The sequence below is a fragment of the Pseudomonas sp. ChxA genome (genome assembly GCF_030263855.1).
GTDB lineage: Bacteria > Pseudomonadota > Gammaproteobacteria > Pseudomonadales > Pseudomonadaceae > Aquipseudomonas > Aquipseudomonas fluorescens_CB.
Map to the genome: position 1 here is coordinate 2,517,999 of NZ_JARPMK010000001.1, position 16,438 is coordinate 2,534,436.

The window sequence follows — 16,438 nt, forward strand, 5'->3', positions numbered from 1 at the left end:
CAAAATCCCTGTCAGATTCCGGCCATCGTGTTTGACGGGGCGATTTCAGATCAAGATCAAAAGCGCAGATCAAAAGACCGCTGACTTCGTCATCGAAAAGGATGTAAGGGCCAGAGCAACAGCAACAGCAGAGCCATACTCGGTCAACTGTGGGAGCTGGCTTGCCTGCGATGGCATCAACTCTGTGTACCTGCCACACCGAGGTGTCTGCATCGCAGGCAAGCCAGCTCCCACAGAAAAGCAGTTCTTCAGTGTATTCAGATAGGCTTTTGCCTTGCACTTGATCTGGCTTTTGCTTCAACCACTCAGGTCGGCTTTCAGGCCGCCGTGCTGTAGATCTTGATCTGAGGCGCCCCGTTAACCACGATGGCCGAACGCAGGCTTGAATCCGTGGGTAACCCGGCAGGACGCCGGGTTAGCCGCGCTGGGCCAAGGATGGCCCATCGCGGCGGCCCACGGATTCAAGCCGGAGTGAGGGCACACCGAGCCTAAGCGAGGTGCCGAGTGGTGGGGCGAGGACTTTTTGGTTACTTTTGCGTCCTTGCAAAAGTGACCCGCTGTAAGAGCGGAACCAATAGAAGCCGTTACCGCAGCAACGGATATGTACACCGACAAACACCCCGCCCACCCCTAAGGCCCACACACCAACACCTGCCGCTCATAGTTCAACGCTTTGTTCTGCGGCGCCAACGCATAGCTGGCGTTACATTGCTGCTCGCCCCACTTGATCACCAGCGTCCCCCGATCCTGCTCCACCAACGCCAGCGCATTCCCATTCGGGTCCGCAATCGCCAGTTGCTTACCCGCCGAGTCCTCCAGCGAAGCCCCAAACGACAACGGCTTGTGCTGCGCATCAAACAACTCGAACAACACCCTGCGCCCGGTCGTGCCGCTGTAACGCGCCACCACGATAGCCCCCCGGCGCGGCACCAGTTGCTGGGTGGCGTTGGTAATTTCCACATCGCCGCCCAGATCACGAGTGTCCAGGCTGATCCAGTTCACCCGGTAAGGTTGCGCCGTAGGGATCACCGCATAGCCGTTATAGCCCGTCTCAACACCACTGTAGCTGCTGATTTTGGCCCCGGCGATGCCCGGCACTTCGGCCAGGGCGAAGGTCTCGCTGACGGTCTGCCCCAGGTTGACGCCGCCCGCATGCGCGACCACCGAGCCCGCAAGGTTAATGTTCTGCGAGTTATAACCCTGGCCCTGGCTGTAGCCCAGGCTGACATCCGCCATGGAAGTCCGGCTGTTGATATTCACCGAGCCGGAATCACCACTCGCATCGCTATGGCCCGCCTGCACCGAATAGAAGGTGTCGCTGGTATCAGCGACGTAACCATTGATACCGGCTTGCGTGGTGGTGTCGCCGCGCTGATGGCTGGTAGTGACAAAGGCTCGCGGCGCACGGGCCTGGCTGCCGAGTGGGAAGGAGACGGACAGGTTCACCTGGGTGTCGCTGCTGGGCTCGCCATAGGTGACGATTTGCTGGGTGCGCGTCACGCCGAGGTTGTAGCTCAGGTCGCCCCAGTTGCCGGTGTAGCCCGCCGACAAACTGCGCGAGCCGCCACGGTTCCAATAGCGCTGGTCACTGGCGTTGACGTACAGGCTGCCGAACTCGCTGTTACGCCCCAAGCTCTGGTTGATGGTCAGGTCGGTGCGGGTTTTCGAGTGGCCGGTGCGCACACGCACGTCTTCGCTGTTGTCTTCCACATGGTCGGTGAGGGTGCGGTAGCCCTCGGTGGAGTAACGGTAGGCGGCCAGGGTGAAGTTGGTGTCGGTGCCGGCAAAGGTCTTTGCGTACAACGCCCGCACACTGCTGCCTTGGCTGGTTTGCCCGCGCGCTTTGCTGGACGAGTGCGTGGTGTCCAGGGAGAAGGCGCCGAACGCGGTGTTCTTGCCGGCGCCGATCGACAGCGCGCTGTAGTCCTCGCTGGCTTGCAGACCGACGATGCCGCTGAGGTTGCTGGTCAAGCCATACGCCAGCGTGCCGCTCAGAAAGCGCGGGCTGCCCAGGCCGTCGGCATTGCTCTTGAACGTACCCGCCGAGAGGCTGTACTTGACCTGGCCTTCACGCACCATGATCGGCAAACTGGAAAACGCCTGCATTGTCACCCGCCGGCTGCCGTCAGCTTCGATCACGGTGATTTGCAGGTCGCCGTTGGAGCCGCTGGGGTAGATGTCGTTGATCTCGAACGGGCCGGGCGCGACGTTGGCGGTGTAGAGGATGTAGTCGTTCTGGCGGATCTCCACGGTCGCGTTGGTCTGCGCCACGCCACGGATCACCGGCGCGTAGCCGCGTTCGCTGTCGGCGCGCATGCCGTCGTCGGAGGCCAGTTTGAGGCCGCGATAACGCACGCTGTCGAACAGGTCGGTGTCAGAGAAAATCTCGCCGGCGCTGAACTGGCCCTTGATCGCGGTCACGTCGTGCTGCACGTAGGTGCGGTTGCTGGTGAAGGTGTTCGAGCGGTCAGTGCCGCTGCTCATGTTCGATTCGTTGCGCAGGCGCCAGGCGCCCAGGTTGATGCCGTTGCGCAGCCCGAGGTTATTGGCGATGCGGGTTTTATAGTCGCCGGCGGTGCGGCTGCTGTTGAGCTGGTAGTTGATGAACGCGGCCGGCACGCCGTCGTCCCACAACTGTGGGTCGACATACCCGCGCAAGCCGCGTTGCATGGCCACTTGCGGAATGCTCGCCAACAGGCGCAGGCGGCTGCTGTCATAACGCACGCTGGCGTCTTCGATCATGTCCGCGAGGGCATAACATTCTTGCGGTTGTTGCGGGTCGAGTTTGCCTTCGGCCTGCAATCGGCTCATGTCGATGCCCAATTGCTTGAGCAGGTCGAGGGTCAGGCAGGCTTCGACCCGGCCGTTTTTCGGGTTGCGCTTGAAGTCGATATCACGGCGGCCCACCAGCACTTCGTTGCTGTACAGGTCGACACGGTAGTTGCCCGGCAGCACGCTGTTGGCCGAGAGCAGTTGCTGCAAATCGACGGGCGACTGCGAGCCTTGCAGAAACGTGGTGTTGAAGCTTTGCGCTGCATCATCGGCCATCGCCCAGGTGGGCAGGCTGGTGGCAATCGCGAGCGACAGCGTCTTCAACTTCAGTACGCCACGTGCGGGCCTGTTGCTGGAAAGAAAAGACATGCGAAGACCTATGACATCCCTGATTGACGGACAGCCGGGCACGCAAACACGCACGCGAAGTGAGCTTGTGGGTTAGCTAAACGATTTAGGGTTTGAGGCGCGATTCAGTCGCGTGCGCAGGTAGCGCAGCGCCGCTCGACAGGGGCGCGCTGTAGTGGTTTTGCGCGCCATAGTCGTTGATGCTGGAAAACGACAACTGCACCGGGCCGTTGGCAATTGCCGCGCTCAGCGGAAACTGTTTTTGTTCGCCGGGCGCGATCATGGTGGAGTCGCTGGCGAGTTGTGCCTGCACTTTGATGTCGGCCATGGACACGTGGTACAGCGTCGGGTTTTTCACCTGCAACAGGGTCTGGCCGGCGTGTTTGGCCAGTGTCCACTCAAGTTGCGCAGGGGCTTGCAGCGCGCTGCCGGTGAGGCCGGCAGGGCGGTAGAAAATCTTGATGCGCTGGCGGATGGCCAACTGCAAAGTGTTCTCGGCGTCGCTGGCCTTGGGGATTTCCTGCACATTAAGCCACACCACCGACTCACGGTCCGTGGGCATGCCCTTGCCTTCATATAGAATGCGCAGCAATTGTTGTTCCTTGGCGAACACCCGCGCCAGCGGCGGCGTGACGGCAAACGGCGCGCGGCTGGCGCTGGCGTCGTTCATGTCCACCCAGGATTGAATCAATACGTCCTGGTTGCCGTTGCGCACGGTGATATTGGCTTCCTTGTGGTCGCCATCAAACACGATTCGGGTGGCATTCAATGAAATGCTGGCGGCGGCCTGGGCAGCCATAAGCAAGCCCAGCAGCCCCAAGCATGCGGCGATAGAACGAGGCGGCATGAGGGTTATCCGGTGTAATCAAAAGACAATGGCGAGGCCGCAGGGCCTCGCGCGTTCGGTGCCGGAGGCGCCGAGTTATTCGTATTGCAGGATGAACGGCAGGGTGGCATCACCGCGACCGGCGGTGGACGAACCCGCGGCTGCGGTAGTGACGTAGGCGGCTGCGAAGCTCAGGGTGGCGTCGCCGCCAGCTGTGCCGGCGCCGTGCATGGTGCTTTCGATGCGCGCAGTGCTTGGCGAGCTGAGGTCGATCAGGCTGCCGTTGCTGTCGAGCAGGGCGATACCGACGTTTTGTGCAGTGGCCGAACCCGGGTTCAGGGCCAGGACTTTTTTGCCGGTGACCAGGCCCGAACCGCCATTGTTGGCGTCAAAGATCATCGCGACTTTGGTGCCCTGGTTGCAGTTGACGTTCAGGTTGAAGTCTTTGGCGGTGACACGGCCTGCGGTTGGGTTTTCGGCGGTGCCCATGTCCTTGATCGACACGTTGCCCATGTCTACCGAAATGGTGCGGTCGGAGTTGGCGCCGTCGACCGAGCAAGCATCGTTGTTGATCACGCCGGTGAAGGTGATTTTACCGCTGCCGCCCAGGGTCGGCGTCGGTGCCGGGTCGACGGCAAATGCACTGCCGGAAGCGGCGATAATGGCCGAGGCGATAACAGCCAGGGAGAACTTCTTCATGATGATGTCCGTTAGTGTTAGTTGGAAAATGCTGTTGTTGAACTGCGAGAGGAGAATAAGCGGCGAGGGCGGGCGAGCGAATAAGACGATTCTTATAAGTCGGGAAACAGGCGGTTTAGAACGGCGGGAAGGCGCGTGAAGACTCAGCAAATAAAGGGCGAAGCCATTGTTTTAAATGGCTTGCTGGTGGTGGGTTAGTTGAAAATATTACGCGCCAGGCAATAAGCGAGCAGGTCCTGGTCACTGCTCACTTCAAGTTTGCGCATGGCCGATATCTTTTGCGCGCTGATGGTCTTAGAACTGCGGTTCTGACTGCGCGCAATATCACTGACGCTCATGCCGGAAATAAATAAACGCAGGATCTCGAACTCTTTGGGCGACAAACTGGTAAAGCGCTCGTCAATCGCCGTAAGGGTCTCGATCACCGAGGTTTTTGGCGGTTCCAGGCTGCGATAGGCACTCTGCTGGGCGATCGCCTTGAGCGCCAATTGAATCTCGGTGTGCAACTGGCTTTTCTGGATGATGCCGACCACACCCAGCTCTTGCAGGCGGGTGAGGATCAAGTGATTGGAAATCATCGTCAGGATCAGGATCTGCACCTGCGGAAAATGCCGCTTGAGGTACTCCACCAATTTGAGCCCGTCACCGTAGGGCGAGTCGCCCGGCATGTTGTAGTCGGTGATCACAATGTCGGCACCCTGGTGCTGCAACAGTGCGATCAGGCCGGCCGAGCACACAGCCTCGCCGACCACTTGGAAGCGTGTGTCGCGCTCCACCAACTCGCGAACGCCAAGCAGGACGATCGGGTGATCGTCCGCGATTACCACGTTGAATTTTTTCATAAAGGGCCGTCCGTAGTGCCAGTTCAAGTGAGTGAAGAGTGCCCGGGCTGAAGAGTCTCCAGAACGGCCGACAGACGCTGCATCACCGCCTTTACCTTGAGCTCAAGTGCCGTGTCGAGGCTGCCGCGGTTAAGTGCGCTTTCCAGTTCGATGCACGCTTGGGCCAGGCTGAGTGCCTGGACCGCGCCCAGGGCGCCGGCGACCGAATGCAGCAATTGGCCCAGGCCGTGGGCATCACGTTGCGCCAGGGCGGCACCGATACGCTGCAAGTCCTGCTGCACGCTGCTGATAAACAGCGGGCGCATCTTGTCCGACAGCTGCACGCTGTCGTCGCAAGGCGCGGTGGCAGGCTCCAGCGCGGGCTTGACCTTGCACACCTTGATCAACTGGCCACGCAGGGTTTGCAGGCTTAACGGCTTGACGATCCAGGCGTTCATGCCCACCGCCAGGCAGCGCACGCCTTCCTCGCGCATCGCATTGGCGGTCACGCCGATAATCGGCAAGTGCGGGTCGTGCTCGCGCAGCGTCCTGGCCAGTTCATAGCCATTCATCAGCGGCATATTCACGTCGGTCAGCACCAGGTCAAAGGCCTGCGGTTGCCACAGTTGCAGGGCCTGCTCGCCGTTGGCGGCCAGGCTCACTGAACAGCCGAGCGCTTCGAGCTGCTCCTTGATGATCGCCTGGTTGACCGGGTTGTCCTCGGCCACCAGGATGCGCAACCCCAACTGCCCGGCGCTTTGTGGCCGGGCCGCTGCGGGTTGCTCATGCTTGCCGTGCTGCGCCAGCGACACGGTACTGGCGATGCTGCGCACATCGTGCAGGTCGACCACCCAGCCTTGCGCCGTGTGCAGCGGCGGGCTGTGTGCGCCCGGTTGGCACAGCACGCGTTGGCCGGCCCACGGCTTGGCGGGCTCGCTGGGGAGCAGGTCCACCAGCACCGCATGGTGGCTGTCTTTGTCCTGGGTGGTCGCCGCCAAGGCTGCGGCGATGCCCAGCCGATTGAGCCAGTCACTCATCGACTGCGCCAATTCGCGCACCGGCGCCTGCACGTACACCGGCGTCGGGCTGGGTTCGATCAGCGGCAGGTTGGTCAGCGCGCCGCAGCACAGCGGCAGGCGCATTTTCAGGGTAAAGCTGCTGCCCAGGCCCGGCTCGCTGACCACCCGGATCTCACCGTCCATCATCTGCGCCAACCAGCGGCAAATCGGCAACCCCAGCCCGGCGCCGCCTTCGCTGGCGGTGTCCGGCGCCTGGTAGAACAGATCGAACAGCTTGGCTTGCTGTGCTTCGGGAATGCCGACGCCGGAGTCGGTGACTTGCCATTCCAGGTCGACATGCTCGGCGTCCAGCGCCATCACCCGCGCACGAATCACCACGCGCCCGATGTCGGTGAACTTGATCGCGTTACTCACCAGGTTATTGAGGATCTGGCGAATGCGCATCGGGTCGCCCATCAGGCAGTCGGGCAACTGTGGGTCGATGCAGCTGTAGAGTTGCAGCCCTTTGCGCTGGGCGAAAGCGGCGTAGGTGTGCAAGGTGTCTTCGAGCATGTCCAGCGGGCAGAAATCCACGGCTTCTATCGCCATTTGCCCGGATTCGATCTTCGACACATCCAGCACATCGCTGATCAGCTGGAACAGCGTGGCGGACGAGCGTTGAATGGTGTGCAGGTAGGTTTTCTGAGGCGCGTCCAGGTCGGTCAGGCCGAGTAACTCCAGAGTGCCGAGTACGCCATACAGCGGCGTGCGGATCTCATGGCTCATGGTCGCCAGGAACAATGTCTTGGCCTCGTTGGCGGCATCGGCAGTGTGGCGTGCCTCTTCGAGTGCCTGGGCGTCTTCGATATGCCGGGTGATGTCGTTGAAGGCATACAGGCGCACGTTCTCGGCCTGATAGCGGGTCGACACAAAGCCGATTTGCAGGTGCCGGCCTTCGATCTCCAAGTGGGTTTCGCCGCTCTCGACGCTGTCGTGTTCACCGGCCATGGCCGCCACCAGACGTGCGGTGCCCGGCCATTGCTGGGCGCGCTGGTTTTCGATCAGCACCTCGCCGTCGCTTCGGCGCACCACGCACAAGCCGGTGGGCGCGGTGTCGATGATCACGCGGCTGAACGCCACGCTTTCGGCAATGCGTTCATGGGCCAGGCGCGCCGGGGTGATGACCTGGCGGCGATACCAGCGGCTGCCGGCCCAGCCCAGGGTTACCAGGCTGACCAGCAGCAGCGCGAGGGTGCTCAACGGCCATAAGGCGGAGTGGAAGAAATGCGAGTAGTTCAGGCCATAGACCGCGCTCCAGGGCCGGTCGCCGGCCTGGGTAATCTTGAATTCAAAGCCATCGGCCGTTAAGTGCACGCCCTCACTCAGTGGCGCGCCTGTGTCTGGCCCGATCAGCCGTGTGCCATCGGGCGCAAACAAGGTGAAGCGGTCAAATGCCGAGTGATCCAGGGCACGTTGCACATCGTCGACTTGCGACAGGTCGAGCAAGGTGCCGATCACCGCCTGGCCCTGGCCGTCGAGTGCCAGGCCCATGTAGGCCAGCAAGTGCTCGGGTTCCGGCCCCGCTTTCCAGTACACCCAATCCCGCTCCAGCGGCTGCGGCGTCTGTGCGAGGGTTTGTTGTACCGCGGTGACCAGCGCCACCTGGTTGCCGGTCTCTTCCGTGCTTTCGCGACGCTGATAGCCCACGGAGGGAATGGTGATGGTGTAGTGCGTCTGGCGATTGAATAGATACGTTTGCGGTGCCTCATACGGTGACGAGGACCAGAAGGCGCTGTAGTAGCTGGTGAGGTGCGCGCCCAGGGCAAAAATCGGTGGCCGGGCAGCAACGTCGACCTGTTGCTCATCGAATTTGACGTCGAACGGCACCGAAAACGAGTACTTCTGGCCAACGTATAACGTGCGGCGGTTCTCGACCATGCGGCTCTTGAGGCTGACCTGCACGTTGGTGGCCCGCAGCAATTCGGCCTGGATGCCCGGGTGCGCCAGGCTCTTGAGATAGGTTTGCTGCTCGGTGAGGTTTTCCATCAGCCGCGCAAAATGAAAGCGCGTTGCGCCATACCGGGTTTCGATCCCGCGTTGCAGTGACCAGTAGTTGGTAAGGAGCAGCAGCAACGCGATCCCAATCAGCACCATCAGGCCTTTGTTCAGGCGTACGGAGCTGCGGGTAAAGGCTTCGAGTATCGCGTTGTTGTGCTTCATCAGGGGTTTCCGCAGGCGCAGGACAAATCGGCACTGGATGGAGCTTACTCCTTATAAAGGGCAAATAATCCGGGGCCTCCAGCTAGTGAGATGTCGCGGGGCCATCATTGTTCAGTAGTTGCTGAAATTGGTCTGAAGACACCGCGTGGGAGATCAGGAAGCCCTGCACTTGATTGCAGTCTATTTTGCGCAGCAGCGCCAATTGCGCAGGCGTTTCCACGCCTTCGGCGACCACCGTGAGGCCGAGCTTGCGGCCCAGCGCGATGATGCTCGCCAACGCCTGGGCGATGCCTTCGTTGTCGTGGCTGCCCTGCACCAGTGCCTGGTCGATCTTCAGTTCAGTGAACGGCGTAGACACCAGGTTGAGGTACGAGCTGTAGCCCTTGCCAAAATCATCCTGGGACAAGCCGAAGCCTTTGATGCGCAAGCGGCAGGCACCGGCGTAGAAGTTGCTGATGTCCTGCGGCACCGAGCATTCCATCAACTCGAAGCAGATCATTCCCGGGATGCCGTCGTGGTGCAGCACGAACTCCAGCAAGCGGTCCGCCAAGTCATGGCTGTTGAGCAGGTGGGTGGGCAGGTTGATCGCCACCGGAATTTCATAGCCGCGCTGGCGCCATTGCTCCTGGGCATGAATCGCCTGTTTGAGCACCAGCCACAACAGCCGTTCTTCCAACTCGAAGGCCTTGATGGCCGGCAGGAATGCGGCCGGCAGCATCACGCCTTGCTCGGGGTGCATCCAGCGCACCAAAGCTTCGGCGGCGACGATGCGCCCGTTGGCGAGGGATTTTTTCGGTTGAAACCAGGCCTGCAACTGGCCGCTGCTCATGGCCTGCACCAGCGTATGGCGATCGATGTCCATGTGCTCGGGCAGCTCGGGGGAAGGCTTGCGCACCGTGTTCCTCAGCTGATCGACCAGATTGCGTAATGCATCGGCGTTAACCGGCTTGGAGATCAGCCCGATCACTTCCACATCGAGGTTTTTCGCCACCAGGCTGGCGGCCATCAGCATGCGCCGCGAGGCGGCGCTCATGATCGCCAGTGCCGGCTTGCTGCGCAGGTTGGCCAGGCACTGGATAAATTGCACGCCGTCCATGCCGGGCATCAGCAGGTCGGTCAATACGAGGTCGAAATCGCGCTGGCGCAGACGCTCCAGCGCTTCCTTGCCGTCCTCGGCGGTTTCCAGCCTGAAATCCCCCAACTCACTGAGCAAGTGCTGCAGATAGATGTGCTGCAGGGGATGGTCCTCAACAATCAAAATACTAAGGGGCTTCATGGGTGATCCGTGCATAAGGCGCCAGGGAGTTGAATAGAGCCCGCAACGCAAAGGGTTTGACCAGGCAATGGTTCATGCCGGCGGCCAGGCACAGGTCGGCCTCGCCGCGCATGGCGTTGGCGGTGGCCCCGATAATCGGCAACGGGCAGCCTTGGCGGCGCAGTTCGCGCGCCAGTTCATAGCCGTTGATGTGGGGCATGTTCACGTCCGTCAACACCACGTCGAAGCTGCCGGCGGTGTACAGCTGCAACGCTTCCTGACCATCGGCCGCCAGCTCCACGGTGCAGCCGAGTTCTTCGAGTTGGTCACGCAAAATCAGCTGGTTGATGATGTTGTCTTCGGCCACCAGCAGGTGCAGGTTGAGTTTGTTCAGGTCGCGCTGTCGCGTTTGCTCATCGGCGCGGGCCACCCACAGCCCTTGTGCCTGGCTCACGGCCTGATGAATCGCACCCAGGTGGTTTAGGTTGACGTGCCAGGCGCCGCCTTCGGCTTCCACTGCGGTGCAGGCATTGCTGCTCACGTGAATCACCGGCCCCGGCCATTCGGGCGCCAGCAGCGGGTCGACGCTGCCGGGGTGTACTTGCAGCAGCAGATGGGTGTCCGGCAACGTCGGCAGGCCAGCCTGGGCCCTGGCGCCCCAGCGGCGCAGCCAGCCGCTGACGGAGTTGGCCAGCTCCGGGATGGGCGATGCCACGTAGATGGTCTCGGCCAGCAGCGCGGTCATCGGCGTGGTCGGTGCTTCTTCCAACGGCAGGATCAGGCTGAAGCTGCTGCCCAGGCCCAGTTCGCTGACCATGCGGATGTTGCCGTTCATCAACTCGGTCAGGCGTTGACAGATCGGCAGGCCCAGGCCGGTGCCGGCCACCACATTGGTGTTGCCTTCACTCTGGTAGAACGGCTCGAAAATCATCGCCTGGTCTTCCTGGGCGATGCCTTTGCCGGTGTCCGAGACCTGCCACAACAGGCTGGAGCGTTCGCCGTCGCGACCCAGCACCTTGACCCGCAGCACCACGCGCCCGTAGTCGGTGAACTTCACCGCATTATTGAGCAGGTTATTCAGAATCTGGCGAATGCGCGTCACATCGCCAATCAGCCGTTCGGGCAGCTTCGGGTCGAAGCAGGCATACAGCTGCAAGCCTTTGCCTTGGGCGGCTGCGGCATAGCCCTGAATGATTTCGTGGACCAGATCCAGCGGTGAAAACTCGCTCATTTCCAACGCCAGCTGCCCGGCTTCGATCTTCGACACGTCGAGCACATCGCAGATCAACTGCAACAAGGTCGACGACGAGCCTTCGATGGCGTGCAGGTAGTCCCTTTGCTGGGCATCCAGTTGCGTGCGCGCCAGCAGCTCCAGAGTGCCGAGCACGCCATACAGCGGTGTACGGATTTCATGGCTCATGGTCGCCAGGAACAAGGTCTTGGCGGCGTTGGCCGCGTCCGCCGACTGGCGTGCCTCTTCCAGCGCCGCTTCGACCTGCTTGCGCGCACTGATATCGCTGAACGCGCAAAACAGCACGTCTTCGCCTTTATAGCGGGTGGGCGCACTGCTCAGGTACAGGTGGCGGCCATCGATGGTTTCAAAGTAATCACTGCGTTCGCACGGGCCTTGGGCGAACGCTTGCTCGATCCAGCCGGCCCGCAGCGCCTCGCGCTCGGGGCCGTTGCCGAGCCATTGCTGGGCCAGGGTATTTTCCAGCACCACCTGGCCGTCGGTACGGCGCAGCACGCAAAGGGCCACGGGCGCGATCTGGATCACATCGCGGCCAAAGGCTTCGCTTTCGATCAACGCCTGGATGCGATGAATCGACGGAATAATGAAACGCTGGTCGACACGGCGCATCACCAGCCAGATCAGCGTGAGGCTGAACAGGCAGAACAACAACGAGCCGAGCAGCTGTTTCCACAGGCCATTGACCACCGCGCGCAGGTCGATGGAATACATCAACTGCCATTCCGAAGACTTCAAGTGCTTGCGGATCACCAGGTGGTCGGGCAGCAAACCGTTGCCCACAAAGCCAAAAAAACTGTCCTCGCCGGGCCGCAGGTGTTGCTGTTTGAGCTGCGTGTCGGTGCTGTTGGTAAACACCAGCATGCCCTGGGAGTTGAGCATCATGAACTCACCGGCACTCTGGTCGCTGAGGGTTGAAGACACTTCACGGCTTTCCATCTCCAGGCCCAGCCAGCCGGACTCAGGGTCGCGCTCGTCGAGGCGGATGAAGATGTACAGGTGCGAATGGCCTTCGGTGTTGTCGCTCAGCCACAACTCGTTGAGTGTGGCAGGGTCGCTGTGCTGCAGGGCCTTTAGGCGGTTGAGCATGCACTTGGAAATCGGCAGTACCTGCGCGGTAGCGTCGTACAGCCGCGTCACCTGTGGGCTGGGGCCGGCGTTCACATACAGCAGGTTGAGCTGCTTGGCCTTGAGGTAGTCGCGCATGCGTGCGGTCAGCCAGATGCTCCATTGGTTGCCGGGCGTGTTGCCCAGTTCCAGGTGTTGTTCTTCCTCGGAGGAGGGGTAGAGCCTGGACTGTTTGCGCACCGCCGACAGGCTCAGGCTTTCCAGCAGCGCCTCGCGGTTGGTGAAAAAAGTATGGGCTTCGGCGATGGCGCTGCTCATGTAGCCGCGACGCTGGGAGATGTCGTTGTTGAAGGTCGACAGCAGAAAGGTATAGACCCCGCTCAGGATGCCCACGAGCAGCACGCTCGCAAAAATACGAAGCAGCCTTCTGGCTGCTTCGGGTCGGGAGAGGACGGGGTTGATCTGGAGCAGGTAACTTTTCAATCGCATCGGCAGACTTTAAGCGTGCGCCTTCGTGCCTGGCATAAGACGATCCTTAAAAATGGCCTGCTTGATCAAGTGCTTACTTGTAATACATATCCACCACCACGGCGGCGTCGAACGCGCCAGGGATCGGCAAGGTGCGCCACTTGAGGTCGGCGCGAAACTCATCATGACTTTGGCCCATCCCCATCAGCTCTTGCAGGGTGAACCAGTTGTTGAAGGGCAACTGCTGCTGGCTTTCGGCGCGTGACAAAGCGATGCCCACCGAGCTGTTGTTGTCCGGCACCAGCAAGCCATTGATCACGCTGCCACCGCCCGGCGTGGTGGCGAAACTGGCGCTGACGGTATACGGCGTATCGCAGCCCTTGCGCAGGTTCAAGCTGAAATTGGCGCTGCTGGCGACTTCACCAATTGACGCTTTGCGCGACGGTGTGGGGAAGTTGACCACACTCGGGCTGATGGTCAGCTCGGGGCTGCAGGGCACGAAACGGATGTTGTTCATGCCCGTGACCACATAGTTGAAGTTACTGTTAGGCCGCGAGTTGAGCCCGCGCACGCCGTCCAGCTGGAACACGCGGTAGGAGGTCAGGGTGCTGGCCTGGCCGCTGGGAGGTGTGGGGTCGAACTTCTCGATGAACACGCTGAAGTTGAGGGTAAAGCGTGCCTTGTCCCAGCCGATGCAGTTAGAGGTGCAGCCTCGGTCGGAGAAGAATCCGGTGCCGACCTTGCCGGTGCTTTGCGTAATTGGCTGGTTGTTATAACGAATGCCCACGCGGATCCCGGTGCCGATACTCACGCTGGCCGGGTTGACGTAGAAGTACACTTCCTCGCGGCCAACTTTGTAGTCGTCCGCGCAGATCACATTGGTCGAGCGTGGCCCGGACTCCCAGATAATCGTGCCGTTGGGTGCATCGGCGGCAACCGCCAGCGCGGTGCCCAGCGCCTCCTGGGTGATAATCGAACCGGTGCCGTCTTCACGGCAGGCCAGCGCATAGCTGGTGGCGGGCAGCACCGCGCAAGCCCATACCAGCATCGGCAATAAACGTTTGATCAGTGACATTGGTGCAAGTACCCCGCGATCTATCAGTTGAGCGCCGTGCTATGACGGGCTTGCAAACCGATATCGGTGATTTCGGTGAAATGGAGGGTGGTGCCTTTGGGCACAGGGCTGGACGCATTGAGGGTTTTGCGCGCGTGGGGCTTGAGCAACAGATAATCACTGAGTGCCAGGCTGTCGGTTTGCAGGTTGACCAGTGACAGGTGAAACGCACTGGGGTTGTAAACGCTGACACTGTGCCCGTCGCTGCTCCACACCAACTGCTGCAGCGCCTCGGCCGAGCCACCCTTGAGCGCAGGTGGCCGATAGAACAGCTTGAGCCGTTGGCGTATCGCAAACTGCACGCTGTTGGGGTCGGTGGATTTGAGCGGAATCTCCATGATATTGAGCCAGAACAGCGATTCGCGATCGGCGGGCAAGCCTTCGCCGGCATACAAAATGCGCAGCATGTGATGCTCGCCGGCGCCCAGTTGCACCAACGGCTCGGTGGCAGCAAATGGCACGGGGCTGTCGGTTGATTCGTCCTCGCTGGTGATCCAGGTTTGCACCACCACTTGCTGTGAGGCCGGGTTGACCACGCTGATGCCGGCGGCCTTGTCCTGGCCGTAATAGATCAGGCGCGTGCCTTCGATCTTCAACGCCGCGCTGGCCGGCGGTGGCGCGAGCACCAGCAGCCCGCAGGTCAGCAGCATCATTCTGAGTAAAAACATGAACACTAAAATTCCATGGCAACGTGTGGGAACGCAGCCATGGTAGGGGCGGGTGAGTGCGAGGGCTTTGAGGCGATTCTTAAAAGCGCACAGTGACCGTTTCAGAATCGCCTTAAAGTCATGTTCGAGCCTCGACAGTTACCGTGTTCAACGTTGAATGATCGACGCTGATGCCCAACTGTCAGGTTTACCCTATGTCCAATAAAGCCTTACGCCTTCTGATTGCCGACGCAGACCTGCTGCAGCGGATCAAGCTGGAGAAAATGCTCAACCAGCTGGGCTACCACCGCATCGCCCCCCTGAGCTCGTTCGACGAGCTGCAGGCGTTGACGCGCGCCGGTTGCGTGGCGTTCGACCTGTTGATCATCAACACCGCGCTGGTGCGTTCGCGGCAGGTCAACCTGTTGAAGTACTGCCATGACAACCCATTGATTCGCCATACGCTGATCTACGACGGGCAATGCGCGCAGAGCTCGGTGGTGTCGGTATCCGTGAGCCAGACTCTGCACCTGTCGCTGTCACAGTCGCCAGATTTCAACTCGCTGCGCCGCTGCATGGAGATTGTCGACCCCCAGCACAGCCTGCCGACGGTTGAACGACCGATGTTGCGCGCCGTCGACAGTCGGGTCACTGCGCCCTCGACGGCTGCGCGTAGCGTTTACCAGGGCGACCCGGCGGTGATGGCGTGCGCCGTCGGGTTATCGCCCAAGCGTTGATCCGGCCTCAGGTGCGCCAGACCGGCAGGTTGTCGTGGGTCAACGCCCAATGCGGCTGGCCGGGTTTGAGGCATACGCCGCCGACCCAGCGCGCATGCCCGGCGTGGTCCAACCAATAAGCCTCGCCGCCCAGCACGTGGTGCGCCAGTGGCGTCAATACCAGTTCGCGGCGCGGCCAGTCGCGCTCGGTCGCGGTTTCGACCAGCAAGGGGTTCGGGCCGTCGATCAATGGCCGCAACAGCGCGTGGAACATCATGTCGCCCAGAAACGGCAGCGGCTCGCGCTTGGCCATTAACTCGGCGAACACTCGGCCGAATGGCACCGGCCCGGCCTCGGCGATGTAGCGCAGTGACAAGCGTTCAGTCAGTGACAGGCCGTCCTCAATGCCCGGTAATTCCTGCAACTGGCGCAGCAACGCGTTGGCGAGAAAGGGCAGGGCCGGGTGGTTGCCGTGGGCCAGTTGCGCAAGCTTGACCGGCGAGCTGTCGCAGTAAGCCGCCCAGGCCTGTCGGGCCAGTTGCACCGCTGCATCATTGATCAAGCGACGTTGGGGCCACAACCACGCCAATACATCGGGCGCCAGTTGGCCGATCCCGATAAAGCGTTCGACCCCCGGAATACGGTCGACTTCGATCAGCTCCAGCTTTTTCGGCGCACGCTCAAGACCGGCCAGCGCGCGGACCAGGAACAGCTGATCATAGGCATCCGCCTCGCACCACAGCACGCTGTGATCGGCGCTGGCCAGGGCTTGCAGGTGGTTATATTCATCATCGACGCGGTGCGCGACTTCAGCAGCGTCCAGCGCGAAGGCCTGGCTGATAAAGGCGCTGCGCATGGCGCGGAAATCTTCACTGGGCAAATCGCGTACCGGCCCCATGCACAACGGATCGGTGAGCATGCGGAACTGCCCCTTGAAGCCGGCCAGTTGCAGGCTATGGGCAATATCACTGCCGCAGCGCCAGTGCGTGGTGCGGGCTTCATCGCTGGCAGCAAAGTCCGGGTGGCGGGCGGCGAAGTCGATGGCGTCGACATGCGCCTTGAGCTTGGGCCAACTGCTGAAACCCAGCTGTCTTGCAACTTGCCACTGGGCTTGGGACAAGGTGGCGTGCGGGTCGAGGGTTTTCAGGCGTGGCAACAGTTCCTTGGCGCGCTTGCGCTGCTGCTCAAGGTTGAGGCGGCCGTCGGTAGTCGAGGATAAGAGGCGTTGCGACATACG

The 16,438-nt window shown here is 61.3% G+C and carries 11 protein-coding genes; 1 reads left to right on the forward strand and 10 read right to left on the reverse strand.

All coding sequences use genetic code 11. The features are described from left to right. Positions 1-630: 630 nt before the first annotated feature. The 9 genes from P5706_RS11365 to P5706_RS11405 form a co-directional block, all read right to left on the reverse strand. A complete protein-coding gene (locus P5706_RS11365) occupies positions 631-3,141 on the reverse strand; it encodes a fimbria/pilus outer membrane usher protein (protein WP_200434471.1) in 2,511 nt (836 codons plus the stop codon). Positions 3,142-3,226: 85 nt separating this feature from the next. Further along, positions 3,227-3,967 carry a fimbrial biogenesis chaperone gene (locus P5706_RS11370; protein ID WP_285679298.1) on the reverse strand — a complete coding sequence of 247 codons (741 nt, stop codon included), beginning with the start codon at positions 3,965-3,967 and terminating at the stop codon, positions 3,227-3,229. A 75-nt stretch (positions 3,968-4,042) separates the two neighbouring features. After that, positions 4,043-4,645, reverse strand: coding sequence for a fimbrial protein (locus P5706_RS11375; RefSeq protein WP_200434473.1), 603 nt, complete (start codon positions 4,643-4,645; stop codon positions 4,043-4,045). 194 nt (positions 4,646-4,839) lie between these two features. Further along, on the reverse strand, positions 4,840-5,487 hold the full coding sequence (locus tag P5706_RS11380) for a response regulator (RefSeq protein ID WP_099549954.1): 648 nt from the start codon (positions 5,485-5,487) through the stop codon (positions 4,840-4,842). A gap of 23 nt (positions 5,488-5,510) precedes the next feature. Next, on the reverse strand, positions 5,511-8,684 hold the full coding sequence (locus P5706_RS11385) for a hybrid sensor histidine kinase/response regulator (RefSeq protein WP_285679299.1): 3,174 nt from the start codon (positions 8,682-8,684) through the stop codon (positions 5,511-5,513). An 82-nt stretch (positions 8,685-8,766) separates the two neighbouring features. Next, on the reverse strand, positions 8,767-9,960 hold the full coding sequence (pvrR, locus tag P5706_RS11390) for a response regulator cyclic di-GMP phosphodiesterase PvrR (protein WP_219268872.1): 1,194 nt from the start codon (positions 9,958-9,960) through the stop codon (positions 8,767-8,769). Then, positions 9,947-12,745 (reverse strand): ATP-binding protein, encoded by a 2,799-nt coding sequence (locus tag P5706_RS11395; protein ID WP_285679300.1) that lies wholly within the window; start codon positions 12,743-12,745, stop codon positions 9,947-9,949. The genes pvrR and P5706_RS11395 overlap by 14 nt, the downstream gene beginning before the upstream one ends. Positions 12,746-12,818: 73 nt before the next feature. Next, on the reverse strand, positions 12,819-13,799 hold the full coding sequence (locus tag P5706_RS11400; protein ID WP_219268874.1) for a fimbrial protein: 981 nt from the start codon (positions 13,797-13,799) through the stop codon (positions 12,819-12,821). A gap of 23 nt (positions 13,800-13,822) precedes the next feature. After that, positions 13,823-14,506, reverse strand: coding sequence for a fimbrial biogenesis chaperone (locus P5706_RS11405; RefSeq protein WP_285679301.1), 684 nt, complete (start codon positions 14,504-14,506; stop codon positions 13,823-13,825). Between the two features lie 194 nt (positions 14,507-14,700). On the opposite strand from P5706_RS11405, the gene P5706_RS11410 reads away from it, so the two are divergent. Beyond that, positions 14,701-15,222 carry an ANTAR domain-containing protein gene (locus tag P5706_RS11410; RefSeq protein WP_200434480.1) on the forward strand — a complete coding sequence of 174 codons (522 nt, stop codon included), beginning with the start codon at positions 14,701-14,703 and terminating at the stop codon, positions 15,220-15,222. A 7-nt stretch (positions 15,223-15,229) separates the two neighbouring features. On the opposite strand, the gene P5706_RS11415 is transcribed toward P5706_RS11410, so the two are convergent. Continuing rightward, a complete protein-coding gene (locus P5706_RS11415) occupies positions 15,230-16,435 on the reverse strand; it encodes a DUF1835 domain-containing protein (RefSeq protein WP_285679302.1) in 1,206 nt (401 codons plus the stop codon). Positions 16,436-16,438: the final 3 nt, after the last annotated feature.